Origin of the sequence: Salipiger marinus, assembly GCF_900100085.1 — a bacterium.
GTDB classification, from domain to species: domain Bacteria; phylum Pseudomonadota; class Alphaproteobacteria; order Rhodobacterales; family Rhodobacteraceae; genus Salipiger; species Salipiger marinus.
The window spans coordinates 134,177-157,882 of record NZ_FNEJ01000006.1; the positions used below are offsets into that span (position 1 = coordinate 134,177).

Annotated in this window: 23 protein-coding genes; 6 read left to right on the plus strand and 17 right to left on the minus strand. The window is 65.8% G+C overall.

Annotation, left to right across the window (positions count from 1 at the left end; all coding sequences use genetic code 11):
• Positions 1–78: 78 nt before the first annotated feature.
• Both BLR51_RS08495 and BLR51_RS08500 read right to left on the minus strand, forming a co-directional pair.
• A complete protein-coding gene (locus BLR51_RS08495; protein ID WP_089845881.1) occupies positions 79–780 on the minus strand; it encodes a response regulator in 702 nt (233 codons plus the stop codon).
• Entirely contained in the window at positions 777–1,286 is a 510-nt protein-coding gene (locus BLR51_RS08500) for a MarR family winged helix-turn-helix transcriptional regulator (RefSeq protein ID WP_089845882.1), read from the minus strand. Before BLR51_RS08500 ends, BLR51_RS08495 begins: the two co-directional genes overlap by 4 nt.
• A 156-nt stretch (positions 1,287–1,442) precedes the next feature.
• On the opposite strand from BLR51_RS08500, the gene BLR51_RS08505 reads away from it, so the two are divergent.
• The gene (locus BLR51_RS08505) at positions 1,443–2,312 is read left to right on the plus strand and encodes a branched-chain amino acid aminotransferase (protein ID WP_089845883.1); all 870 of its coding nucleotides are present in this window, start codon (positions 1,443–1,445) and stop codon (positions 2,310–2,312) included.
• Positions 2,313–2,381: 69 nt separating this feature from the next.
• Here the strand turns inward: BLR51_RS08505 and BLR51_RS08510 are convergent, their stop codons facing one another.
• From BLR51_RS08510 to BLR51_RS08530, 5 genes are all read right to left on the minus strand, one after another.
• Positions 2,382–3,608 carry a PAS domain-containing protein gene (locus BLR51_RS08510; RefSeq protein WP_242656685.1) on the minus strand — a complete coding sequence of 409 codons (1,227 nt, stop codon included), beginning with the start codon at positions 3,606–3,608 and terminating at the stop codon, positions 2,382–2,384.
• A 107-nt stretch (positions 3,609–3,715) separates the two neighbouring features.
• A complete protein-coding gene (locus BLR51_RS08515; RefSeq protein WP_089845885.1) occupies positions 3,716–4,903 on the minus strand; it encodes an ABC transporter permease in 1,188 nt (395 codons plus the stop codon).
• A 4-nt stretch (positions 4,904–4,907) separates the two neighbouring features.
• Positions 4,908–6,542, minus strand: a complete 1,635-nt coding sequence (locus BLR51_RS08520; protein WP_089845886.1) for an ABC transporter permease — start codon at positions 6,540–6,542, stop codon at positions 4,908–4,910.
• A 91-nt stretch (positions 6,543–6,633) separates the two neighbouring features.
• Complete coding sequence (locus BLR51_RS08525) at positions 6,634–7,740, minus strand: extracellular solute-binding protein (RefSeq protein ID WP_089845887.1); 1,107 nt, start codon at positions 7,738–7,740, stop codon at positions 6,634–6,636.
• Positions 7,741–7,855: 115 nt separating this feature from the next.
• Positions 7,856–8,959: an ABC transporter ATP-binding protein gene (locus tag BLR51_RS08530; RefSeq protein ID WP_089845888.1), complete on the minus strand. Its 1,104-nt coding sequence runs from the start codon at positions 8,957–8,959 to the stop codon at positions 7,856–7,858.
• 419 nt (positions 8,960–9,378) lie between these two features.
• Between BLR51_RS08530 and BLR51_RS08535 the strand changes: the two genes are divergently transcribed.
• Both BLR51_RS08535 and argE read left to right on the plus strand, forming a co-directional pair.
• Entirely contained in the window at positions 9,379–10,572 is a 1,194-nt protein-coding gene (locus BLR51_RS08535) for a M24 family metallopeptidase (protein WP_089845889.1), read from the plus strand.
• Positions 10,569–11,729 (plus strand): acetylornithine deacetylase, encoded by a 1,161-nt coding sequence (gene argE, locus BLR51_RS08540; protein ID WP_207543595.1) that lies wholly within the window; start codon positions 10,569–10,571, stop codon positions 11,727–11,729. Before BLR51_RS08535 ends, argE begins: the two co-directional genes overlap by 4 nt.
• Positions 11,730–11,813: 84 nt before the next feature.
• Here the strand turns inward: argE and BLR51_RS08545 are convergent, their stop codons facing one another.
• Together BLR51_RS08545 and ribA are read right to left on the minus strand one after the other, a co-directional pair.
• On the minus strand, positions 11,814–12,335 hold the full coding sequence (locus BLR51_RS08545; protein ID WP_165616781.1) for a L,D-transpeptidase family protein: 522 nt from the start codon (positions 12,333–12,335) through the stop codon (positions 11,814–11,816).
• Positions 12,335–13,426: a GTP cyclohydrolase II gene (gene ribA / locus BLR51_RS08550; RefSeq protein WP_089845890.1), complete on the minus strand. Its 1,092-nt coding sequence runs from the start codon at positions 13,424–13,426 to the stop codon at positions 12,335–12,337. Before ribA ends, BLR51_RS08545 begins: the two co-directional genes overlap by 1 nt.
• Before the next feature lie 160 nt (positions 13,427–13,586).
• Here ribA and BLR51_RS08555 point away from each other — a divergent pair, with 160 nt between their 5' ends.
• Positions 13,587–14,273: a response regulator transcription factor gene (locus tag BLR51_RS08555; RefSeq protein WP_089845891.1), complete on the plus strand. Its 687-nt coding sequence runs from the start codon at positions 13,587–13,589 to the stop codon at positions 14,271–14,273.
• A gap of 500 nt (positions 14,274–14,773) precedes the next feature.
• Positions 14,774–15,544 (plus strand): DUF2711 family protein, encoded by a 771-nt coding sequence (locus BLR51_RS08560; protein ID WP_230797377.1) that lies wholly within the window; start codon positions 14,774–14,776, stop codon positions 15,542–15,544.
• A 68-nt stretch (positions 15,545–15,612) separates the two neighbouring features.
• Here BLR51_RS08560 and BLR51_RS08565 read toward each other — a convergent pair whose 3' ends face one another.
• The 4 genes from BLR51_RS08565 to BLR51_RS08580 form a co-directional block, all read right to left on the minus strand.
• Entirely contained in the window at positions 15,613–15,966 is a 354-nt protein-coding gene (locus BLR51_RS08565; protein ID WP_242656686.1) for an ester cyclase, read from the minus strand.
• 117 nt (positions 15,967–16,083) lie between these two features.
• Positions 16,084–18,231, minus strand: coding sequence for a polyribonucleotide nucleotidyltransferase (pnp, locus tag BLR51_RS08570; RefSeq protein ID WP_089845893.1), 2,148 nt, complete (start codon positions 18,229–18,231; stop codon positions 16,084–16,086).
• 267 nt (positions 18,232–18,498) lie between these two features.
• Positions 18,499–18,768 (minus strand): 30S ribosomal protein S15, encoded by a 270-nt coding sequence (gene rpsO / locus BLR51_RS08575; RefSeq protein WP_089845894.1) that lies wholly within the window; start codon positions 18,766–18,768, stop codon positions 18,499–18,501.
• Positions 18,769–18,904: 136 nt separating this feature from the next.
• Positions 18,905–19,882 (minus strand): calcium-binding protein, encoded by a 978-nt coding sequence (locus BLR51_RS08580; protein WP_089845895.1) that lies wholly within the window; start codon positions 19,880–19,882, stop codon positions 18,905–18,907.
• Between the two features lie 157 nt (positions 19,883–20,039).
• On the opposite strand from BLR51_RS08580, the gene BLR51_RS08585 reads away from it, so the two are divergent.
• Positions 20,040–21,014 (plus strand): threonine ammonia-lyase, encoded by a 975-nt coding sequence (locus tag BLR51_RS08585; RefSeq protein ID WP_089845896.1) that lies wholly within the window; start codon positions 20,040–20,042, stop codon positions 21,012–21,014.
• A 15-nt stretch (positions 21,015–21,029) separates the two neighbouring features.
• Here the strand turns inward: BLR51_RS08585 and BLR51_RS08590 are convergent, their stop codons facing one another.
• The 4 genes from BLR51_RS08590 to BLR51_RS08605 form a co-directional block, all read right to left on the minus strand.
• Positions 21,030–21,221 (minus strand): Trm112 family protein, encoded by a 192-nt coding sequence (locus BLR51_RS08590; protein WP_089845897.1) that lies wholly within the window; start codon positions 21,219–21,221, stop codon positions 21,030–21,032.
• A complete protein-coding gene (locus BLR51_RS08595; protein WP_089845898.1) occupies positions 21,218–21,871 on the minus strand; it encodes an LON peptidase substrate-binding domain-containing protein in 654 nt (217 codons plus the stop codon). Before BLR51_RS08595 ends, BLR51_RS08590 begins: the two co-directional genes overlap by 4 nt.
• Positions 21,872–21,898: 27 nt before the next feature.
• A complete protein-coding gene (locus BLR51_RS08600; RefSeq protein WP_089845899.1) occupies positions 21,899–22,810 on the minus strand; it encodes a thioredoxin family protein in 912 nt (303 codons plus the stop codon).
• Between the two features lie 90 nt (positions 22,811–22,900).
• Positions 22,901–23,689: an exodeoxyribonuclease III gene (locus BLR51_RS08605; RefSeq protein WP_089845900.1), complete on the minus strand. Its 789-nt coding sequence runs from the start codon at positions 23,687–23,689 to the stop codon at positions 22,901–22,903.
• Between the last annotated feature and the right edge of the window lie 17 nt (positions 23,690–23,706).

The window sequence follows — 23,706 nt, forward strand, 5'->3', positions numbered from 1 at the left end:
CAAGCCCTTAGCCACAGATATGGCGCGGAACGGGCTGCAGAAAACCGCGCCGCCGCGGAAAATTGCACGAGGTGGCGGTCAGTCCGGGGCCAGCATGTAGCCCGCGCCGCGCACCGTCTGCAGGTAGCGCGGCTGTTTCGGATCCGCCTCGATCTTGCGGCGCAGGCGGGTGATCTGCACGTCCACCGCGCGTTCCTGTGCCTGTCCGCGGTCGCGGCCCAGCTCCTCCACCAGCTTGGTGCGCGACAGCGCCTCGCCGGGACGGGCGGAGAAAATCCGCATCAGCTGGCTTTCGGTGGCGGTCAGCCGCACCAGATCGCCGCCTTTCCACATCTCGCCGCGTTCGATGTCATAGCGGATCGGCCCCAGCGTCAGCAGCTTGGGCTGCGTCGCGTCGGAGGGCGCCTCAGGCATCCGGCGCAGGATCGCATTGATGCGCAGCAGCAGTTCCTTTGGCTCGAAGGGTTTGGACAGATAGTCATCCGCCCCCGCCTCCAGCCCCTTGATGCGGTCCTCGGTCTCGCCGCGTGCGGTCAGCAGCAGCACCGGCATCCGGCCCGACTGACGGATGAAGCGGGTCAGGCTGATGCCATCCTCGCCGGGCATCATCACGTCCAGCACCACCATGTCGAAATCAAGCCCGGCCATCAACCGCCTTGCATGGGCGGCCTCGCGGGCGGCGGTGACCATAAAGCCGTGGCGGATCAGGAACTTCTGCAGCAGCCCCCGGATCCGTTCATCATCATCAACGATCAGCAGGTGGATGTCCGGATCGCTCATGTCCGGTTCTCCCGCAGCCGCAGATACTGCCGGTGCATGTCCGGATCCATCATCGCCTCCAGCACGCGGCGGAAGCCTGCCACCGCCTCCGGCCCGGCCTGACGGAAGGCGGCGCGCATGCGGGCGCGCTGCGCATCCGACAGCTGCCGTTCCAGCTGGTCGCCCGCGGGGGTCAGGAACAGATGCCGCTCGCGCTTGTCGGCGCGGCCCACCCGGCTTTCCACCAGACCGTCCTCGACCAGCGTGCGCAGCACCCGGTTCAGCGACTGCTTGGTGACGCCAAGGATGTTGAGCAGGTTGTTCACCGTGGTGCCGGGGGCGCAGTGGATGAAATGCAGCGCGCGGTGATGGGCGCGGCCATAGCTCAGCCCCTGCAGGATGCGGTCGGGATCGGCGGTAAAGCCGCGATAGGCAAAAAACATCGCCTCGATCCCCTGCCGAAGCTGTTCGTCGGTCAGGTAAAGCAGCGCCTCGCCACCCTGTGCCTGCACGCCCGCTTCCGCCATCGTCGCCTCCTTCTGCCTGTCCAGCCCGTTTTAAGTCAGCCTTGTTGACATTCCAACAGCAAACTGCTAGCGAGTCTCAGTTTTTGCGCAATATTATGTCCTGAACGGACCTAACTGCCGCAACTTTTGAAAAGAACCCGAGGAAGGAGAGGGCTCATGGAAGGCGCATACGACAATCGCGACGGCAAGATCTGGATGGATGGCCAGATGGTGGAATGGCGCGACGCGCAGGTGCATGTGCTGACCCATGCGCTGCACTATGCCAGCTCTGTCTTCGAGGGGGAACGGGCCTATAACGGCAAGATCTTCCTCAGCCACGAGCATTCGAAGCGGCTGCATTTCTCGGCGGGCCAGCTGGATTTCGAAATCCCGTGGACGGCGGAAGAAATCGACGCCGCCAAAGATGCCGTGCTGAAGGCCAACGGCTTTACCAACGCCTATGTGCGCGCGGTGGCGTGGCGCGGCGCGGGTCCGGACATGGGCGTCGCCTCCAAGCGCAACCCGGTGCGGCTGTCGATCGCGGCATGGGAATGGGGCAACTATTATGGCGATGCCAAGATGAAGGGCGCCAAGCTCGACATCGCCAAGTGGAAACGTCCCTCCCCCGAAACCGAACCCAGCTTTGCCAAGGCCGCCGGTCTTTACATGATCTGCACCATGGCCAAGCATGCCGCCGAGGCAAAGGGCTGTTCCGACGCGATGATGTTCGACTATCGCGGCTATGTGGCCGAGGCCACCGGCGCCAACATCTTCTTCGTGAAGGATGGCGAGGTGCACACCCCCCTGCCCGACTGCTTCCTGAACGGGCTGACCCGGCAGACCGTCATCAAGCTGCTGAAGGAAAAGGGCGTCACCGTGCATGAGCGCCATATCGAACCCGGCGAGCTGGAAGGCTTTGAACAGTGCTGGCTGACCGGCACCGCGGCAGAGATCACGCCCGTGGGCCAGATCGGCGATTACACCTTCGACGTTGGCGCGCTGACCCGCGACATTTCGGAAACCTACGAAAAGCTGGTCCGGGCCTGACACCCTGACCCACTGAGACCCACTGAACAGGCCGGGGCGATTCAGGTTTCGCCCCGGCCGCAGCGCCGGTCAGGTCATCGCGCGCAGCATTCCGGTATTGGACTGGATCACGGTGTTCAGTTCCACGATCTTGGCCAGCCGCGCCTCGATCTCGTCCTGCCCCGCATCCAGTTGATCGACGATCCCCGACAGCGAATCCCCCGTGCCGGTCAGTGCCGCACTTTCGATCTTGCACATCATGCGGGTGGAGCTGAGGCCGGTGACATAGCGTTTCATGTCCAGCACCGACCGACCAAGCCGCATCGCCTCCATCTCCACGACCTTGAGCGCCTCCTGCGCAGAGCGCTGGAACATCCGTTCTTCGCCATCCAGCCGGGTCTTGTCATCGGCAAGGTCGCTTGTGTTCTCGCCATGACGGGTGTCGTCGTTGAACATCTCGGACATTTCGCCCTGCATGGCCGCCGCGCAGACCAGAAACTGCCCGCGCTGGATGGTTTCGCGCATCCGCACATAGGTGCTGTCATCGCCATCGACGAAGCCGCGCACCCATGACGCCATTTCATCCAGCATGGAGCCGTAGTTCACGGAAATGGCGCTGATCGGACCCCCGGCGTTTTCCAGCCGCGAGGCGAGGATCCGCATGTTCATCGGCACGGTGCGGATCGCCTTGATGATCTCTGTCATCTGGTCGGTCTGCGCCTTGATGTCCGCAATGGTGCGCGACATCACCAGAAACCGCTGCTGGCGCTGGTCCAGCTTGACGCCGATGCGCCGCGCCCGCTCCTCCATCTCTGTGGCGATGGCGGCGGCCATGAAGCCCTCGTAGCTGGCAAAGCCGTGCTGGGCCAGCCGGTCCAGCAGCATCTGGGCGCTGCGTCCCGCCTGCAGCCCCTGTTCCTTTTCCGCCTGCAGCATGTCGGCATAGATGCCACGCACCTGCGCGAACAGCTCCGACGACGGTTTCATCCGGACGGAGATATATCCGCCCTCGATCGGCCAGGCCACGGCAAAGACCCAGTAGAACCGCCCGTCCTTGGTGCGGTTCTTGACATAGGCGGCGACGTTCTTGCCGTCCTTCAGCCGTTCCCAGTACAGGTGGAACACGCCCTTGGGCATGTCGGGATGGCGCACGACCTTGTGCGGGGCGCCCTTCAGCTCGTCCCAGGTGAAGCCGGAAACCCGCTGGAAGACGCTGTTGCCTTCCTGAATCACCCCGCGTTCATCGGTGCGGGTGAAAAACAGTTCTTTCGCTTCGAAAGGCACCTCGCCCAGCGTGCTGTTCCGGGTCTGTGCCATGAGTTGCGCATCATGCTGCGTCATCGGTGCCTCGACTGCCATATCCCGCGTTCGAGGCACCATGCGCCGAGACCCGTTAGAGAATCGTTTAGACGCGCCGCTTTATGTCAGCCCGGAGACAGGCCGCGCAGCCGTTCGGAGCGGCGGCGCAGCATTTCCACCGTGGCCAGCAGGCAGATGGAAATGGCCACAAGGATGGTCGCGGCGGCAAGGATGGTGGGCGACAGCTGTTCGCGCAGGCCGGTGAACATCTGCCATGGCAGCGTCTGCAGTTCGGCGGATCCGATGAACAGCACCACCACCACCTCGTCGAAAGAGGTGATGAAGGCAAAAAGCCCGCCAGAGATCACGCCGGGCAGGATCAGCGGCATCTGCACCCGGAAGAACGTGGTGACGGGATTGGCCCCCATATTCGCCGCAGCCCGGGTCAGCGAGCGGTCAAAGCCCACCAGCGTGGCGGTCACCGTGATGATGACAAAGGGAATTCCCAGCACCGCATGGGCCAGCACCACGCCCCAGAGCGTGCCGACGATGTTGATCTTGGAATAGAAGAAATACATCCCCGTGGCCGAGATGATCAGCGGCACGATCATCGGCGAGATCAGGATCGCCATGATCGCCCGCCGCCCCGGCACATGCGACTGCGACAGGCCGATCGCGGCCAGCGTGCCCAGCGTCACCGAAATGATCGTGGCCAGCGGCGCGATGATCAGCGAATTGCGCACCGCCCGCGTCCATTCCGGGTTGGTCAGGAAATCGACGTAATGCTGCAGGGAATAGCCCGCAGGATCAAAATCCAGCATTTCCGGCGTGAAGGTAAAGAAGTTCTGCGCGTTGAAGGACAGCGGGATGATGACAAGGATCGGCGTGATCAGGAACACGAAGATGGCGCCACAGATCACCCGGAAGGTGTAGTGCCACAGCACCTGCCCCGCCGTGAGGTAAGGCACCAGCGGCATGCGGTAGCGGCGCCAGCCGATCCAGTAGACGAACCAGCCGAAGAACCAGCCGAAAAGCGCGCCAAGAATGGCGCCGGACACGCCGCTCATTGCATAGCCCGCCAGCAGCAGCAGCGCCACAAGCCCCCAGCGCAGCGGACGCTCCAGCGCGGCGGGCAGGGTCATGGCCGCAAAGCCCAAGGCCGCCAGCAGCAGCGCGCCGCCGAGGATGCCCAAGGGCACCGACCCGTTGGCCGCCCCCACGAACATCCCCGCAAGCGCGCCCGCGGCGGCCAGAGTGGGCAGGGTGAAAGACAGCGGCTGCTTGGCCGAGGGGGTGAGGATCACGGTGCTCATGTCTTTATCCCAGCTTCACGTTGTCGATGCCCACGATGCGGTCATAGGCCCAGTAGAGCACCAGCACGACCGCCAGCAGGATCGCCCCCAGCGCCGCCGCCAGCCCCCAGTTGAGCGAGGTGGAGATGTGATAGGCGATGCGGTTGGAAATGAAGGTGCCGGTGGTGCCGCCCACGATTTCCGGCGTGATGTAATAGCCGATGGACAGGATGAACACGAGGATGGACCCCGCGCCGATCCCCGGCACCGACTGCGGGAAATAGACCCGCCAGAAGGTGGTCCAGTTGGTGGCCCCCAGCGATTTCGCCGCCCGCACATAAGAGGGCGGGATGGTCGACATCACCGAATACATCGGCAGGATCATGAAGGGCAGCAGGATATGGGTCATGGCGATGATGGTGCCAAGCTGGTTGTTGATCATCGCGAGCCGCGCATCGTCCCCCACCAACCCCAACCAGACCAGCGTGTCATTGATGACCCCCTGCTGCTGCAGCATGATCTTCCACGCCGAGGTGCGCACCAGCAGCGAGGTCCAGAACGGCAGAAGCACGAGGATCATCAGCAGGTTGGCGCTGCGCGACGGCAGGTTGGACAGAAGATAGGCCACCGGATAGGCCAAGAGCACGCAGCTGAACGTGATGGCCAGCGACATGAACAGCGTGCGTCCGAACAGCAGCATGTAGATGCGTTCGTTTTCGGGCCGCTTCTCCATCCCCTCCGGGGTCAGCTGCATGTCCATCGCGTTGAGGAAATAACCCGGCGTGTAATCGGGGGAGTATAGCTTCAGCGTCTGCCAGATCTGCGGCTGCACCCAAGCCTCGTCAATCTCGGCGAACCCGTCCGTAAAGGGCAGGCGGCTGAATTCGGGGCTGTCCACCAGCGCATCGGCGGCGGCCAGCATCTCGGCCCGGGGGCCGTCATAGCCGGACAGATCCGCTGCGGCCAGATCCTGATAAAGCGCGGTATGCACGGCCGACCACGGCTCTTCTTCCAGCGGGCTGTCGCCATCCTCGGTCTGGGTGAAGCGCGCAAAGGCCGCATAATGTTCGGCGCTGCGCGGCAGCAGGGTCTCTGCCCCCTCGCGCAGCTGGAATCTGGGCATGCGTCCTTCGCCGTCCCATGCAGCCTGTTCCGCCAGCCACTCGGGGTCGCCAAAGATCTCGGCCCAGGGTTCGGGCTCGTCCCAGTCGCCGTTCAGATCGGTGAACTGGTCCTGATAAAGCTCGCCCATATCCTCGAGCCCGCGGCCCGACTTGCGGAAGAGCGAGGAGGCGCCGGTCTGTTCGTAATTCAGCCGCGAGCCCAGCCGGGTATGTTCCTTGCGCTCTGCGGCCAGAAACAGGTCGTAATAGGCGGCTTCGAACACCGGCTCGTCGGGAACCCCCTGCCCGTCCCAGTCCGCCAGCAGGCGCGCGGTGCGCGGCATGGTGTTGGACACGATCTGGTTTTCCACCGACCGGAACAGCATGTCGGCGATGGGAGCGATGAAGGTGATCAGCACGAACAGCAGCAGCGGCGCGATCAGGGCCAGCGCGCGCATCTTCTGCATCCGCAGCGCGCGGGACAGGCTCTTTTTCAGCGGCGTGCCGTCAGCGGCCAGCATGGGCCCCCGTGATGCGGGTTGCGTGGCGTCGGTCATCCGGTCTCCGTGCGTTATCGGCGGGCTGCGGGAAAGGGGAGAAAGGGATGCGGCGCGGACGGCGCCGCATCCCGATCAGCGAAGGGTCAGATCACTGCGCAAGCCAGGACTGGAACTTCGCGTCGATGTCGTCGCGGTAGTCGGCCCAGAATTCATACTGGGTGACATAGACGTTGGTCGCGTTGGCCGGATCGGTCGGCATGTGCGGCGCCATCTCGATGCCCAGCTCGGCATGCTTGCCCACCAGCGGTGCCGAGGAGGCGCGGGCCGGACCATAGGAGATGTAGGCGGACTGATCGGCCAGACGCTGCGTGTCGGTGGCGAACTCGAGGAAGTGCATCACGCGGGCCAGACGATCCTCGGGCAGACCTTCGGGCACGATCCAGCCGTCGAAATCCAGCATCTGCGCATCCCAGAGCATGCCGATGGGCTGGCCCTGCTCGGCGATGGCGGAGAACAGGCGACCGTTATAGGTGGAGCCCATCACGACCTCGCCATCGGCCAGCAGCTGCGGGGTTTCCGCGGCGGCGGACCACCAGATGGTGTCATCCTTGATGGTGTCGAGCTTGGCCAGCGCACGGTCCTGCCCTTCGGGCGTGGCCAGCACGTCATACAGCTCTTCCTTCGGCACGCCGTCACAGATCAGCGCCCATTCCACATTCGCCAGCGGGCGCTTGTTCAGCGCGCGCTTGCCCGGATAGGTTTCGGTGTCGAAGAGCGCGCAGATGTCGGAGGGCGGCGTGTCGCCCACCATGTCGGTGCGGTAGCCCACGGTGGTCGAGAACACGATCTGCGGGATGAAGCAGTCGGAGACGAGCGAGTCGCCGAAATCGTCGGTGGGCGCGCTGCCGTCGTCGCCTTCGGCGAGCACCTCGTCGAAATCGATCTCCATCGCCAGACCTTCGTCACACAGACGGATGCTGTCGGCGGCTTCCACGTCCACCAGATCCCATGTGATGTTGCCGGCTTCGGTCATGGCGCGCAGTTTGGCCACCGCCTCGGCAGAGCTTTCGTCCCATGCGATGCTGACCTCGGGGTGCAGCGCCTGATAGGGCTCGGCATAGGCTTTGAGCTGGCTGTTCTGATAGGCCCCGCCCCATGACACGATGGTCATGGAATTGGCCATGTCCTGCGCAGCCACGGCGCCTGCCGCGACCGAAAGCGCGGTCGAGGCCAGAAGCGTCTTGGTCAGTTTCATCTTATACTCCCATTGATACCCGTATTGTCAGGGGATCCGGGACACGGGCAAACCACCGGATCCTGTGATGCGCCGCAGGGCCGCCCCGAGCAGGGCCGCCGCGCGGGCCTCGATCTCAGAGCGCGTCCAGCGCGCGGCAGTCCTCGGGCAGCCAGCCGATCTCGATCTCCTGACCGGGCTTCAGCCGCACCTGATCGGGGGCGTTGCGGGTCTTGATGACGAAATCGGTATTGCCCGCCACGGCAAGCCGGGTGCGGAAAATGTCACCCATATAGATGAATTCCAGCACCTTGGCCTTCAGCGTATGGGCGCCGGGCCGCAGCCGCTCGCGGTTGTATTCCACCCGCTCCGGGCGGATCGACACGCGGGTGCGTTCGCCCACCTTCGACACGTTCACGGGCTTGGCGTCGATGACCTCGCCATCGTCCAGCCGCACCGTGCAGATGTCGCCGCGCATCTCCTGCACCACGCCTTCCAGCGTGTTGTTCTCGCCGATGAACTGCGCCACGAAGCTGTTCTGCGGCTCTTCATAAAGCTCGGCAGGCGGGGCAAGCTGCTGGATGCGCCCGTCATTGAACACCGCCACCCGGTCCGACATGGTCAGCGCCTCGGTCTGGTCATGGGTGACATAGACCGTGGTGATGCCCAGCGAATGCGCCAGCGAGGTGATCTCGAACTGCATCTTCTCGCGCAGCTGCTTGTCGAGCGCGCCAAGCGGCTCGTCCATCAGCACCAGCTCCGGCTCGAAGACCAGCGCGCGGGCCAGCGCGATGCGCTGCTGCTGCCCGCCCGAAAGCTGCGCCGGACGGCGCCCGCCAAAGGCCCCCATCTCCACCATGTCGAGCGCACGCTTGACCTTGGCCTCGCGGTCGGACTTGCCGATCTTGCGCACCTCCAGCGGGAAGGCGAGGTTTTCGGCCACGGTCATATGCGGAAACAGCGCATAGTTCTGGAACACCATGCCGATGCCGCGCTTGTGCGGCGGGATGTTGTTGATGGGCTTGCCCGCCAGCTTGATCTCGCCATGGGTGGCAGTCTCGAACCCGGCCAGCATCATCAGGCAGGTGGTCTTTCCCGATCCCGACGGCCCCAGCATCGTCAGGAACTCGCCCTTGGGCAGGGTCAGGTTCAGATCCTTGACGACGAGCGACACGCCGTCATAGCTCTTTTGCACACGTTCGAAGGCGACGAATGCGTCGCTTGATCCGGTATCAGGCAAATCCGGCTCCCCGTTGATGTCCGCGGATTTTTTCCGCTGTCTTGTAGCCTGATAAAACCGCGTCGGAACCAATCTTGCAACCGTGTTGAGACAAAGCGCCGGGGATTCGGGCACTTGCGGGACAAGGCGACACATTTGCGGCACTTCGCAGTGAAAATGCGTCATCAGACAGACCCAAACGGGAAAACCGCCCGCACCCGTCCCGCCCTGCCCTAAGGTCACCCAGCAGGCTGCGGAGGGGATTTCTGCCCAGAATCGCCCCTGACCCCGCCATGACAGCCCCGGTGGCGCCCAATTCGGCGGCAGCGGGCGCCGAAAAGGTCAGAAAACGCGCAAGGATGCCGCGAAATGTCGTTTTCGGCGGGCCAAGCCCCCCTGTCATGGCGTGAACTGACCTCATCGGCAGCAAGGAGAGGCGCATGGACCACAAATTCCACAAAGATCTTCCGTTCAGCGCGGCGGAATATGCCCGCCGCCTGTCGCTGACCCGCAAGGCCATGGATGTGGCCGGGCTCGACGCGCTCTGGGTCACCGATCCGTCGAACATGGCGTGGCTCACCGGCTATGATGGCTGGTCCTTCTACGTGCATCAGGGCGTGCTGGTGCTGCCCGATCAGGATCCGATCTGGTGGGGCCGCAATCAGGACACCAATGGCGCGCTGCGCACCGTCTGGATGTCCGACGATCATGTCTGGGGCTATGCCGACAATTACGTGCAGTCGCCCGACCGCCACCCGATGCGCGATCTCGCCGTGCGCATGGCGGGGCTTGGCCTCGAAGAGGCGCGCATCGGTGTCGAGACCGACAATTACTATTTCTCCGCCAAGGCGCTGATGGTGCTGACCGAAACGCTGGCCCGCGCGCAGTTCCCCGATGCCACGGCGCTGGTCAACTGGCAGCGCGGCATCAAATCCGCCGAAGAGATCACCTTCATGCGCCGCGCCGCGCGCATCTCGGAAAAGATCATCGACGGGCTGGTGGAACGTGTCGAACCCGGCATCCCGAAAAACGAGGTGGTGGCAGAGATCCTGCGCGACGCGGTGATGGGGGCCGATGGCCACTGGGGCGATTACGCCGCCATCGTGCCGCTTTTGCCCTCGGGCACCGATGCCGCCGCCCCGCATCTGACATGGGACGGGCGCCCCTTCGAAAAAGGTCAGGCCACCTTCTTTGAAATCGCGGGCTGCTACCGGCGCTATCACACGCCGTTCTGCCGCTCGATCTATCTCGGCACCCCGCCCGACTTCATCCGCATCGCCGAGGCCGCGCTGATCGAGGGGCTGGAGGCCGGGCTCGAAGCCGCCCGCGCCGGCAACCGCGCCTCCGACATCGCCCATGCGCTGGCAGCGCCGCTGGACCGGGCGGGCATCGAACGCGGCGCGCGCTGCGGCTATCCGATCGGGCTCAGCTATCCGCCCGACTGGGGCGAACGCACCATCAGCCTGCGCACCGAAGATGAAACCGTGCTGCAGCCCGGCATGACCTTCCACTTCATGCCCGGGCTCTGGATGGCGGACTGGGGGCTGGAAATCACCGAGAGCATCCTCATCACCGAAGACGGCGCGGCGGAATGTTTCTGCGACCGCCCCCGCCAGCTTTACGTGAAGCCATGAGCCTGCTGCCCCGCACCGAAGCGCTGCTGGCGCGCCTCATCGCCTGCCCCACCGTCTCCAGCGACAGCAACATGGAGATGATGGCGCTGATGGCCGACCATCTGGAGCATTTCGGCGCCCGGGTGGAGCTGTTCTCCGACAGCACCGGGCGCAAGGCCAATCTCTTTGCGACGCTTGGTCCCGACATCCCCGGCGGCGTGGTGCTGTCGGGGCATTCGGATGTGGTGCCGGTCACCGACCAGATCTGGTCCAGCGATCCCTTCACCCTCACCGAACGCGACGACCACCTCTATGGCCGGGGCAGCTGCGACATGAAGGGCTTCATCGCGGCGGCGCTGGCCTTGGCCGAACCCGTCTCGCAGACGCCGCTGCGCCGCCCGCTGCACCTGTGCTTCACCCATGACGAGGAGGTGGGCTGCCTCGGCGCCCGCGCGCTGGTGCCGGAACTGCAGCGCCGCGGCTACGCCCCGCGCATGGCGCTGGTGGGCGAACCCACCGGCATGCGGCTGATCGAAGGCCACAAGGGCTGCTGCGAATACACCACCCGCTTCACCGGGCTCGAAGGCCATGGCTCCGACCCCGATGCCGGGGTCAACGCGGTGCTTTACGCGCTGCGCTACACCCAGCGGCTGATGGATCTGGCGGAGGCGCTGAAAACCCGCGCCCCCGCCGACAGCCGCTTCACCCCGCCCTGGACGACGGTGAATGTGGGCCGCCTCGCGGGCGGGGTCGCGCATAACGTCATCCCGGGCCGGGCCGAGCTTGACTGGGAAATGCGCCCCGTCCAGCCCGGCGACGCGGAATACATGCGCGAGGCGCTGGCGCATTACGTCACCCATGACCTGCTGCCCGCCATGCGCGCCGTGCATCCCGGCGCCGACATCACCACCGAGGTGATCGGCGAGGTGGCGGGGCTGATGCCCGTCCCCGACAACGAGGCCCGCGACCTGATCTCGCGCCTGACCGGCAGCAACACCGCCGATGTGGTGCCCTTCGGCACCGAGGCGGGCCTGTTTCAGGACATGGGCATGTCGGTGGTGGTCTGCGGCCCCGGCGAGATCGCGCAGGCGCACAAGCCCGACGAGTTCGTCACCCGCAGCCAGCTCGCGCAATGCCTCGGCCTGCTCGAAGGCGTGGCCCGCAGCCTCGCCGCCTGAACCAGCCGGGCCCCCGCGCCCCCTTCATCTTGCCCCTAAACTCCACGGGGGTGCGGGGGTGTGAAACCCCCGCGGCGCGGTGCCTCAGCCCGCGCCGCGCCCGGCCAGTTCCTCCGGCACCACCAGCCGCGTGCCATAGGTGATCCGCGTCACGATCCGCCGCAGATGCTCGGGGCGGAAGGCGATGCATCCTTCGGTGGCAAAGCCGGGCCGCCGCCAGCGGTGCAGGAAGATCGCCGAGCCCCGCCCACGCTCCGCGCGCGGCCAGTTCCAGTCGGTCAGCAGCACCAGATCATAAAGCGGATCGCCCCGCCGCAGCCGCTCGTGGCTGTGCGGATAGGGCGCGCGCACCATCAGGTTGTAATCCTCGTGGCCCGGATCGTCGGACCACAGGTCGCCGGGCCGGATCGGCAGCGCCCAGTCCACAGGCCGCGCCATGCGGTCGGGCCGGTAAAGGCAGCCCACCAGCCGATGCACCCCCGCCGGGGTCGCGCCATCACCCTCGCGCTTGTCGGCCCGCACCCCGCCGCGCCCGATGCTGCAGGGCCAGAGCCGCCCGGCAAAGCGCAGCCCCTGTGGCGTCAGCACCATGTCCTCGGGCCGGATCACAGCAGATGCCCCGATTTTTCGGCCTTGGTCGCCAGATAGCGGGCGTTCTGCGGCGTATGCCCGACCTTCAGCGGCACGCGTTCGGCCACGGTGATGCCGCAGCGCTCCATCATCGCCATCTTCGCGGGATTGTTGGTCAGAAGCCGCACCGCGCCAAAGCCCATGCGGCGCAGGATCTCGGCGCCCAGCCGGAAATCGCGCTCGTCATCCTCGAACCCCAGCCGGTGATTGGCCTCCACCGTGTCAAAGCCCTGATCCTGCAGCGCATAGGCGCGCATCTTGTTGGCAAGCCCGATGCCGCGCCCCTCCTGATTGAGGTAAAGCAGCACCCCCGCGCCCTCGGCCCCCATCTGCGCCAGCGCCGCGTTCAGCTGCGGCCCGCAGTCGCATTTCAGCGAGCCCAGCAGATCGCCGGTGAAACAGGCCGAATGCAGACGCGCCAGCACCGGCTGCGCCCGGTCGGGGCGCCCGATCTCGATGGCGTAATGCTCGTCGCTGCCATCCTCGGGGCGGAAGATATGCAGCCGGGCATTCTCCGCCGCACGCAGCGGCACCCGTGCCTGCACCACATGATCAAGCCGCGCCAGCGCCAGCATATGCGGCGCCGCAGCCTCCGCATCCACCAGCGTCAGCCGCTCGGCCTCGGCCAGCCGCTGTGGCGCGGCCAGCGGCAGCACCAGCGCTGCGGGCAGCAGGCGCGCGGATTTCACCAGCGTGATCGCCAGCCGGTGCAGCGCCACATCGCCGCCGCGCCGCGTCGAAAGCGGGCCCTTCATCGGCTTGTCCAGATCATCCGCCGGATCGGCCAGCGCCTGCAGCCAGCCCAGATCGGCCTCGGGCGGCAGGATCACCCGCGCCACGTCGCCGTCATAGGCGCGCGCCTTCAGCGTCTCGGCCCGGCGCGCGGTCAGGACCAGATCGATCTCGCCGGGCTGGCGGCGCAGCACCGCAAGCCGCGCCGCCGACAGCGTCTCTGCCGCGACCACCAGCGCCCCGCCGCCCGCGCCTTCCAGCACCACGGGCACGCCCATGCGCAGGTCGGCGCGGGCGCGGGCAAGAATCTCTCCAAGGTCGGGGGCAAGCGGCATCTGTCGGTTTCCTGTCGCGGGGCGCGGGCGCTGCACCAAAGCAGGGCCACGGCTGTAACAAAACCCCGCCCTCAACACGAGGCCGTGAAAGGACTGCAGCAAAACTTGCCCACACGCAACGGTGTTTCCATTTGAAGGGGAAGGCAAATTGGAGACAGGCATGGCCCAGATCAAGAATATCCTTCTGGTGGACGACGACGACGACCTGCGCGAGGCGCTGGCCGAACAACTGGTCATGACCGAGGATTTCGAGGTGTTCGAGGCCGATGCAGGCGCCGCCGCCATGACCCGGGTCAAGGAACAGGTGCATGACCTCATCATTCTCGATGTGGGCCTGCCCGACACGGACGGGCGCGAGCTGTGCAAGCTGATGCGCAAGCAGGGGGTCAAGTCGCCCATCATCATGCTGACCGGGCATGACACCGACGCCGACACCATCCTCGGGCTCGACGCGGGCGCCAATGACTATGTGACCAAGCCGTTCAAGTTTCCGGTGCTGCTGGCCCGCATCCGCGCGCAGCTGCGCCAGCATGAACAGTCCGAAGACGCGGTGTTCACCGTGGGGCCCTATACTTTCAAACCCGCGATGAAACTGCTGGTGACCGAGGATGACCGCAAGATCCGCCTGACCGAGAAAGAGACGAACATCCTCAAGTTCCTCTACCGCTCCGCCGAGGGCGTGGTGCCGCGCGACATCCTGCTGCACGAGGTCTGGGGCTATAACGCGGGCGTCACCACCCATACGCTGGAAACCCATATCTACCGGCTGCGCCAGAAGATCGAGCCCGACCCCTCGAATGCCCGGATTCTGGTCACCGAATCGGGGGGCTACCGGCTCGTCGCCTGAGAGTTCGGCGGAAATGTCACGCCTTTGGCGGATCCGCGCTCATCTCATGGATCGCGCATTGGTTGATCTGGGGGCTGGTGATACGCTTGTGGAACCTTTTGAGGGATCACGGGTTGACCCAGCGCCCCGGACGCAGACCCCAAGGCATCACAGATCCCGTTGCATGTGCGGGTTATCACATGCACCTCCCTGTTGGACCTGGCCGGGCGATCATGCCCGGCCTTTTTTTAGGCCCCGCACAGGCTTGCCCCCGCCGCGCCCTGCTCCGCGTTCCCGGGACGTGTTCCCGCGACGCCGCTCTGCATCCGGGGCTCCGGCATCCCCTCCGGAGCCCCGCAGGCCCGCCCTGTCCCCTCTGGCGTCCCCGGCTTGCGGCGGAGAGTTAGGGCAGAATGGTTAAAACTTCGCTAACCATTCGTCGGCCCCCGCACGCGCCTGCCCTGTGCAGCCCGGCCAAGCCGTGTTAGACACCGCCCGCTTCCGCCCGAAAGGACCGCATCTTGAACGATACGCCGCGCAGACTGACTCATCCCAACCTCAACGCCCCGGTGCTGGACTGGTGGGCGCGGGATTACGACCATGTCTTCGTGGTGCTCAACCCGTTCTTCCGCGTGCCCGGCACGCCGCCGGAATCCGTGCGCTGGACCACGGGCGGCGGCAGCATGCTGCTGGCCGACACGCCCGATGCCCTGACCGCCGAAGCCCCCGACGGGTTTGACGAGGTGGTGAAGACCACCGGGCGCCCGGTGCGCTGGTCGCATGTGGCCCAAGGCGTGGGCGCGATGGATTTCACCCATTTTGCCCGCACCGTCTGGCTGTGGGTGATCGGCGCCGAGGCGCCGGATCACGATCTGGCGCTGGCCGAAAAGCTTGCCCGCTACTGTCAGGCCGAAGGGCTCTACAAGCCCGAGGAGGACTGGCTGCCGCTGGTGCTGGAACCGGCACTGGCCCGCTATCTTCAGGCGGTGGGCATCGACGAGGTGACGCTGTGGGACGAATGGCGCGAAACCTCGCTGCTCTGTCCTTCGGAGGCCTTTTCCCGGGACGAGCCGCCGGTGACGCTGGTGGATGAAGGCCCGGTCTCTGCCGTCTCGGCGCCGGGGCTGCTGCTGAGCTGGGCGCAGAGCGATGTGGCCGGGCTGCTGGCCATCACCGAGGACATGCGCGCCCGCGTCGATCCTGCCCGCCATTTCGAAGGCTTCTGGGCCAGCGCCCGCACCGGCTCTGCGGTGTTCGATCCCGAAGAAACCGCCCCCGCCCTGCTGCACTGACCGCAGGCGCAGGGTTCAGCCTGCGGGCGGCGCGGCCCCGATCTGCGCCGCCACGGCGGCCTTGTCGATCACCGACCAGACGGCGCCGATGCGCCCCCGGCGATGTCGTAAAAGACATTTTCGGAAAACTGCACGCGGCGCCCGTTCACCGGCAGACCGAACAGCAGGCCGGTGGGGGTGCAGTCAAAGCCAAGCCGCACCGCCACCACCGGCGGCTCGCAGACCAGCTGCAGGAGGGTGAAGCGCAGGTCGGGAATGGCCCGCACATCCGCGACCAGCATGGCGCGATAACCCCCGAGCCCCAGCAGCGCGCCGTTGTAGCGGACATCCTCCGCCACGAAGCGGGGCAGATCGTCCCAGTCCCGCCGGTTCAGGCAGTCGATATAGCCATGATAGAGGCCCGTCAGGTCTAGCGGTGTCATGGGCATCTCCCTCCTCATTCCGTGCAGACAGAAAGGCCCGGCAGTCTCCTGCCGGGCCTTGCGAAGATCGAACCGGGCCGCGCCTCCCAACGCGGCCCGATGAGGCCGGATGGCGGATTACTCCGCATCCTCCTTCTTCTGCTTCTCTTCCTCGGGCATGGCCTCTCCGGTGTCCTGATTGACAACCTTCATGGACAGGCGGACTTTGCCACGATCGTCGAAGCCCAGCAGCTTGACCCACACGTCCTGGCCTTCTTTCAGCACGTCGGACGGATGGTTCAGGCGGCGGTTTTCGATCTGGGACACATGCACCAGACCATCCCGCTTGCCGAAGAAGTTCACGAAGGCGCCGAAATCGACGATCTTCACGACCTTGCCCTTGTAGATCCCGCCCTCTTCAGGCTCGGCCACGATGGACCAGATCATGTCATAGGCCTTCTGGATCGCCTCGCCGTTGGCGGAAGCAATCTTGATGATGCCGTCATCGTTGATGTCGACCTTGGCACCGGAAACCTCGACGATTTCGCGGATGACCTTGCCGCCGGACCCGATCACTTCACGGATCTTGTCGGTGGGGATCTGCATGGTCTCGATGCGCGGCGCGTGCACGCTGAACTCGCCGGCTTCGGACAGGGCCTTCGACATCTCGTTCAGGATGTGCAGACGGCCGTCACGCGCCTGTGCCAGCGCCTGCTTCATGATCGCGGGCGTGATGCCTGCCACCTTGATGTCCATCTGCAGCGAGGTGATGCCCGTTTCGGTCCCGGCCACCTTGAAGTCCATGTCGCCAAGGTGATCCTCGTCGCCAAGGATGTCCGACAGCACGGCCCAGGATCCGTCATCTTCCAGCACCAGACCCATGGCCACACCGGCCACCGGCGCCTTCAGCGGCACGCCCGCATCCATCATCGACAGCGACCCGCCGCAGACCGAAGCCATCGAGGAGGAGCCGTTCGATTCCGTGATCTCGGACACGATGCGGATGGTGTAGGGGAAATCCGTCGCGGCGGGCAGAACTGCCTGCAGCGCGCGCCATGCCAGCTTGCCATGGCCGATCTCGCGGCGGCCCGGGCTGCCAACGCGGCCCACTTCACCCACCGAATAGGGGGGGAAGTTGTAATGCAGCAGGAAGTTGGATTTGAAGTTGCCGTGCAGCGCGTCGATGAACTGTTCGTCATCGCCGGTGCCCAGCGTGGTCACGACCAGCGCCTGCGTTTCACCGCGGGTGAACAGCGCCGAGCCATGGGTGCGCGGCAGCAGGCCGGTTTCCGACACGATGGGACGGATCTGGTCCAGCGCGCGACCGTCGATGCGGCGCTTGTTCTTCACCACATCCGAACGCAGCACGCTCGATTCCAGCTTCTTCAGCGCGGAGCCCAGATTGGCGTCAGCCAGTTGCTCTTCGTTCAGTTCCGCCTTGATGGCATCCTTGGCCGCAGACACGGCAGCAACGCGCGCCTGCTTGTCGCTGATGGCATAGGCTTCCAGCATCCGCGCCTCGCCCACGGCTTTGACCGCAGCGTAAAGCTCGGAATAATCCGGCGGGGTGAAGTCGAACGGCTCTTTCGCGGCGGCTTCGGCCAGCGAGATGATGAGGTCGATCACCGGCTGGATCTGCTCGTGGGCAAAGACCACGGCGCCAAGCATCTCGTCCTCGGTCAGCTCGTAGGCTTCCGATTCCACCATCATCACCGCGTCTTTGGTGCCGGCAACCACCAGATCCAGACGCTGTTCGGGGTTGGCGCGCAGCCCCTGCATGTCGTCCACGGTGGGGTTCAGCACATAGTCGCCATTCACATAGCCCACGCGGCAGCCTGCGATCGGACCCATGAAGGGCACGCCCGACAGGGTCAGCGCGGCGGAGGCGGCGATCATCGCCACCACGTCGGGGTCATTGACCAGATCGTGGCTGAGCACGGTGCACATCACCAGAACTTCATGCTTGAAGCCGGGAACGAACAGCGGGCGGATCGGACGGTCGATCAGGCGGGCGGTCAGCGTCTCCTTTTCGGTGGGACGGGCCTCGCGCTTGAAAAAGCCGCCGGGCACTTTGCCCGCGGCGTAGTATTTCTCTTGGTAGTGGACGGTCAGCGGAAAGAAATCCTGACCTTCCTTGGCTTCCTTGGCGAACGTGACGTTGGCCATGACGGAGGTTTCGCCCAGAGTGGCGATGACCGTGCCGTCGGCCTGACGGGCAACCTTGCCCGTTTCCAGCGTGAGCGTCTCTTCGCCCCACTGCATCGTTTTCGTCGTAACGTTGAACATTTCTGCATCCTGTAAGGGAGCACTCCCGGCCCTCCGGGTCTCCCGTTTTGCGTGGCGGCCCCATTGCCGCCGCCCCCAAATCCTGTCGCATGTGCCCGGGGGCCTTGGGCGTCACGTCTCAGATGTTGCGCGCATACAGGTTTTTCCCTCACTTGGGAAGGGTGCAAACCGGCGCGCCCCTTTGACACAAGGGCTTTGCGCGCCCCTGAAACGCAAGACGCCCGCACCTTCCGGTGCGGGCGTTCAATCTGCCGTCAGGCGCGTCGCTTAGCGGCGGATGCCCAGACGCTGGATCAGCGAGGTGTACCGCGCCTCTTCCTTGGCCTTCAGGTAATCCAGCAGCTTGCGGCGCTGTGCCACCAGCTTCAGAAGGCCACGACGGGAGTGGTTGTCCTTCTTGTGGGTCTTGAAGTGTTCGGTCAGCGTGGTGATCCGGTTGGTCAGGATCGCAACCTGGACTTCGGGCGAGCCGGTGTCGCCGTCCTTGGTCGCAAACTCTTTCATCACGCGGGTTTTTTCTTCGGGAGTGATCGACATCGGGATCTCCTTTCGGATTGGAGGAATGGCGCAAGCCGGGATGTCGTCCAGCAGGGCCCATGGAGAAGTCCGGCGCGCATCGCCGGATGGGCGCCTTTACGTCAGATCGCCCCAAAAGAAAAGCCCAAAGCGCGGCTCAGCCGTCAAACTCCACCTCGCTTTCGCCGACCAGCAGGATCGCGTCCAGCGCGGGGGCGTCTTCGCTGGGCAGGACCGCCACCACGGCGCCATCCACCACCAGTTCCGTCAGCGCGGGATCCTCCGCGCTTGGCCGCAGCTCCAGCTCCGGCAGCGCAGCACCTTCGGTGTCGGGATAGACCACGATCATGCAGTCCTCGTCGGGGTCGAAATCCATCAGCTGCGCCGGATCGCCGTCGCTGCCCCAGTGCCCCAGCAGGAAATCATCGGCCCCGGCACCGCCACTGGCCACATCCCCCGCGCCGATCAGCAGGCTGTCATCGCCGTCATTGCCGTTGAGGTAATCCAGCACGGCATCGTCCTGCCCCGGCGCGGCCCCGAACAGAAGATCCGCGCCAGTGCCGCCGAACAGCGTGTCCTGCCCCGTCCCGCCGCTGAGCGTATCGTCGCCTTCGCGCCCGTGCAGCGCATCGTCGCCGCCACCGCCCAGCAGGCTGTCGCTGTCGAGCCCGCTTTGCAGCGTATCGGCGCCCTCGCCCCCGTCCAGCGTGCCACCGCCATCATGGGCGAACAGCAGGTCATCGCCATCAAGCCCCCGCACCAGATCGGTGCCGGCATCGCCATGCAGCGTGTCATTGCCATCGCCGCCCAGCATGGTATCGGCCCCGGCACCGCCCACCAGTTCGTCATCCGCGCCCAGCCCGTCCAGCAGGTCATCGCCGCCCGCGCCGCCCAGCTGGTCGGTCTGCGGCGTGCCGGTCAGGGTATCGTCGCCTTCGGTGCCAATGGCGATCACCCCGCCGGGCGGGGCCTGATCGCTGTCGTCCAGCACCAGCGGGTCGCCCTCCAGCTCTGGCGCGTCGTCGTCGGGCAGATCATCCCGCTCCTCGTCGTCTTCGGGCGTGGGGTCGGGAAAGCCGATGACCGCAAGCGATCCCAGCACCATCATGCCCACCATCCCCGCCAGCCAGACCATGACCCGAACCCCGCACAGACCCTGCCCGACATTGTCCCGCAGCCCCCCTCCCCGGGCAACGCAAATCGCGGAGCAGGGTTAACGGCGGGCAGGCGTTGACAGGCCTTGCCGAGCGGCCCAACGTCGCCGCAGACCAGAGACAAGAACAGGATCCCTCATGGACATCACCGCGATCGAAGCCGCCGCAGAGCGGCTCAAGGGCCATGCCCGGCGCACGCCGCTGCTTTCCTCGCCGTTTCTGGACCGGATCGCCGGGCGGCGCCTGCTGGTGAAGGCGGAATGCCTGCAGCATACCGGCAGCTTCAAGTTCCGTGGCGCGTGGTCGGCGCTGTCCGCGCTGGATCCCGACACCCGCGCCAAGGGGGTCATCGCCTTTTCTTCCGGCAACCATGCGCAGGGGGTGGCCGCCGCCGCGCGCGCCTATGGCGTGCCCGCCGTCATCGTGATGCCCGCCGACGCACCCGAAGCCAAGGTGGCGGGCACGCGCGGGCTGGGGGCGGAGGTGGTGCTTTATGACCGCGCCACGCAGGACCGCGACGCGCTGGGGGCCCAGCTTGCCACCGAACGCGGGCTGACGCTGATCAAGCCCTTTGACGAGCCGCTGGTGATCGCCGGGCAAGGCACCTGCGGGCTGGAGATCGCCGAACAGGCCGCCGAGGCGGGCGTGACGGAAGCCGACGTGCTGGTCTGCTGCGGCGGCGGCGGGCTGACCTCTGGCATCGCGCTGGCGCTGGAGGCGCGCGCCCCCGGCCTGCGCGTCCGCCCGGCAGAGCCCGAAGGCTTCGACGACGTGAAACGCTCGCTGGAGGCGGGGCGGATCGAACGCAACGCCGCGCTGTCGGGGAATATCTGCGACGCGATCATCACGCCGCAGCCCGGCAACCTGACCTTCCCGATCCTGCACCGGCTCTGCGGTCCGGGGCTGGCGGTCAGCGAGGAGGAGGCGCTGCGCGCCATGCGGCTGGCCTTCCGCCATCTGAAGATCGTGGCAGAGCCGGGCGGCGCCGTGGCGCTGGCCGCGGCGCTGTTCCGCCCTTCGGAGATCAGCGGCGACGCGGTGATCTGCACCGTCTCCGGCGGAAATGTCGATCCGGCGATCTTTGCCCGCGCGCTGGCCCTGCCCGAAGAATGACCAGGACGCGGCGGATCAGTCCGCGATCCGCCGCGCCTCGTCCAAGAGCATGACCGGGATGCCGTCGCGGATGGGAAAGGCGAGCCCGGCATTGCGGCTCAGCAGTTCCTGCCGCTCCACATCATATTCCAGCACGGCATGGGTCACCGGACAGACCAGCGCCTCCAGCATCCGGCGGTCGAATCCGGCGTCATCGGCATGGGTCATTGCATCCGCTCCTCTTCGCCACCGCCACCCCGCAGGGCATATTCGATCAGGGTCACCAGCGTTTCGCGCCGCGTCTCCAGCCGGGGGGCTTCCAGCAGGGCCTGTTTGTCCTCGGGGGCGAAATCCAGCAGCATGGACAGCGAGTTGATGAGCAGCTCATCCTCGGCATCCTGCAGCGCGCTCCAGTCCGCCGACAGGTTCCGGGCGGAAAAATAGCGGTTCAGCAGCCGCATCAGCGCCTCGCGGTCAAAACCCTCGTCGCCCTCGGCGCCGGTGGCCTGATCGCGTTCGAACCCGTCCCAGCTGACCTTGCAGCGGCGATAGGGGGTAAAGCCCGTCACCTCTTCCAGCACCCGGTAGCGGGAAATGCCGGTCAGGGTGAGCATGTAGCGGCCATCCTCGGTTTCGGAAAACTGGGTGATCCGGCCCGCGCAGCCGATGCGGTGCAGACCGGGATCGCCATCGCGTCCCGCCACCGCGTTCGGCTGGATCATTCCGATCACCCGCGTGTCGGTTTTCAGCACGTCATCGAGCATCGCCAGATAGCGCGGCTCGAACACATGCAGCGGCAGGCGGGAGCGCGGCAGAAGCAGCGCCCCCGGAAGGGGGAATACGGGGATAACTCCCGGCAGATCACGTCGTCGCACCATGCCTCCCCAGCTAGAGCGTCAGGCCGCTCAGGCAAATATCATCGAGCTGAGTTTGCGCCGACCGTTCAGCACCACCGGGTCATTGGCCTTCATCGCTTCGAAAATGGTGAAGAGCTGCGCCTTGGCGGCGCCGTCATTCCAGTCGCGGTCGCGGCGGAACAGGTCCAGAAGCTGGTCGACCGCCTCGGCCACATTGCCATGCGCATGCAGTGCCTTGGCCAGATCGAAACGCGCCTGCAGATCGTCGGGATTGGCCTCCACCTGCGCCTGCAGCTCGGCCACGGGACCGGCATTGGCGGCCTGCTTGGCCAGTTCGATCTGGGCATGCGCGGCTTCCAGCTCGGGCGCCTTGGAGATGGCCACGGGCGCGCCGTTCAGCACCGCCTCGGCCTGTTCGACATCCCCCAGCGCCAGCTGAACCCGCACCAGCCCGCCATAAGCGGCGGCATGTTCCGGCTGTTCCTCCAGAATGGCGGCGAAGATCGCGCCCGCATCTTCGGCGGCACCCTGCTCCAGCATCTCTTCGGCGGCGGCGATGGCCTCATCCAGCCCGCCAGAGGCATCCCCCCCGGCCGCTTTCACCACACGTTCGATGAACGCCTTGACCTCGGAGGCGGGCAGCGCGCCCTGAAACCCGTCGATCGGCTGACCCTTGTAGAAGGCGTAAACCGTGGGGATCGACTGGATGCGCAGCTGGCCTGCGATCATCTGCGCCTCGTCCACGTTCACCTTGGCCATGCGCACCGCGCCCTTGGCCTCTTCCACCGCCTTTTCCAGTGCGGGGCCCAGCGTCTTGCAGGGGCCGCACCACGGCGCCCAGAAATCGACGATGACGGGAACCTGCATCGACAGGTCCACCACCTCGGCCATGAAATCGGCCTCGCTTACGTCCTTGACCAGCTCCTCTTTCGGAGCCTGCGTCTTGCCCAGTTCCAGCATCTTGCCCTCCGCCGGTTGCGGTCACGTCTCGCAGACAGATGGCGCAAGCGGCCTTGGGTTGCAAGGGGAAGCGCCCCGAAGCCGCAGTCCCTAAAGATCGAAGCTGGCAAAGACCGGCGCATGATCCGAAGGCTGGTCCCAGCCGCGCACCGCCCGCAGGATGCGCGACCCGTGCCCCGCCGACGCGATGTCCGGCGTGGCCCAGATGTGATCCAGACGGCGGCCCTTGTCGGCGGCGTCCCAGTCCTTGGCCCGGTAGGACCACCACGAATAAAGCAGCCCCTCGGGGATGTCCTGCCGCGTGATGTCGACCCAGCCGCCCGCGTCCTGCACCTGCGCCAGATGCTCCACCTCGACGGGGGTGTGCGACACGATCTTCAGAAGCTGCTTGTGCGACCACACGTCATCCTCGCGCGGGGCGATGTTCAGATCGCCGACAAGGATCGATTTTTCCGGCGGCGCACCATGGAACCAGTCGCGCATGCCGGTGAGGTAATCGAGCTTCTGGCCGAATTTTTCGTTCACGGCGCGGTCGGGCACGTCGCCGCCGGCGGGGACATAGAAATTATGCACCGTCACGCCGTTTTCCAGCCGCGCCGCCACATGGCGGGCATGGCCCAGCGTGGCGAAATCCTGATCGCCCGCGTCCAGCAGCGGCAGCTTGGACAGGATGGCCACGCCGTTATATCCCTTCTGCCCGCGCGCGACGACATGGGTGTAGCCAAGCGCCCGGAAGCCGTCGAGCGGCATCTTCTCCAGCGGCGTCTTGATCTCCTGCAGGCACAGCACGTCGGGCTGTTCCTCGGTCAGCAGACGGCTGACCAGCGCCTCGCGCAGGCGGACGGAGTTGATGTTCCATGTGGCAAGGGTAAAGGGCATGGCGGTCTCCTGATCTG

Coding starts and splice junctions, on each gene's coding strand:
- BLR51_RS08605 (WP_089845900.1), bottom strand. CDS start 23,689: ATGCCCTTTACCCTTGCCACATGGAACATCAACTCCGTCCGCCTGCGC.
- ribA (WP_089845890.1), bottom strand. CDS start 13,426: ATGCCGCTTGCCCCCGACCTTGGAGAGATTCTTGCCCGCGCCCGCGCC.
- BLR51_RS08590 (WP_089845897.1), bottom strand. CDS start 21,221: ATGACCCATGCCGATGACGCCGGATTCGACCGCCGGATGCTGGAGGCG.
- BLR51_RS08495 (WP_089845881.1), bottom strand. CDS start 780: ATGAGCGATCCGGACATCCACCTGCTGATCGTTGATGATGATGAACGG.
- BLR51_RS08535 (WP_089845889.1), top strand. CDS start 9,379: ATGGACCACAAATTCCACAAAGATCTTCCGTTCAGCGCGGCGGAATAT.
- BLR51_RS08600 (WP_089845899.1), bottom strand. CDS start 22,810: ATGCTGGAACTGGGCAAGACGCAGGCTCCGAAAGAGGAGCTGGTCAAG.
- BLR51_RS08510 (WP_242656685.1), bottom strand. CDS start 3,608: ATGGCACAGACCCGGAACAGCACGCTGGGCGAGGTGCCTTTCGAAGCG.
- BLR51_RS08505 (WP_089845883.1), top strand. CDS start 1,443: ATGGAAGGCGCATACGACAATCGCGACGGCAAGATCTGGATGGATGGC.
- BLR51_RS08585 (WP_089845896.1), top strand. CDS start 20,040: ATGGACATCACCGCGATCGAAGCCGCCGCAGAGCGGCTCAAGGGCCAT.
- BLR51_RS08525 (WP_089845887.1), bottom strand. CDS start 7,740: ATGAAACTGACCAAGACGCTTCTGGCCTCGACCGCGCTTTCGGTCGCG.
- BLR51_RS08515 (WP_089845885.1), bottom strand. CDS start 4,903: ATGAGCACCGTGATCCTCACCCCCTCGGCCAAGCAGCCGCTGTCTTTC.
- BLR51_RS08595 (WP_089845898.1), bottom strand. CDS start 21,871: ATGGTGCGACGACGTGATCTGCCGGGAGTTATCCCCGTATTCCCCCTT.
- pnp (WP_089845893.1), bottom strand. CDS start 18,231: ATGTTCAACGTTACGACGAAAACGATGCAGTGGGGCGAAGAGACGCTC.
- rpsO (WP_089845894.1), bottom strand. CDS start 18,768: ATGTCGATCACTCCCGAAGAAAAAACCCGCGTGATGAAAGAGTTTGCG.
- BLR51_RS08565 (WP_242656686.1), bottom strand. CDS start 15,966: ATGACACCGCTAGACCTGACGGGCCTCTATCATGGCTATATCGACTGC.
- BLR51_RS08520 (WP_089845886.1), bottom strand. CDS start 6,542: ATGACCGACGCCACGCAACCCGCATCACGGGGGCCCATGCTGGCCGCT.
- argE (WP_207543595.1), top strand. CDS start 10,569: ATGAGCCTGCTGCCCCGCACCGAAGCGCTGCTGGCGCGCCTCATCGCC.
- BLR51_RS08580 (WP_089845895.1), bottom strand. CDS start 19,882: ATGGTCTGGCTGGCGGGGATGGTGGGCATGATGGTGCTGGGATCGCTT.
- BLR51_RS08555 (WP_089845891.1), top strand. CDS start 13,587: ATGGCCCAGATCAAGAATATCCTTCTGGTGGACGACGACGACGACCTG.
- BLR51_RS08500 (WP_089845882.1), bottom strand. CDS start 1,286: ATGGCGGAAGCGGGCGTGCAGGCACAGGGTGGCGAGGCGCTGCTTTAC.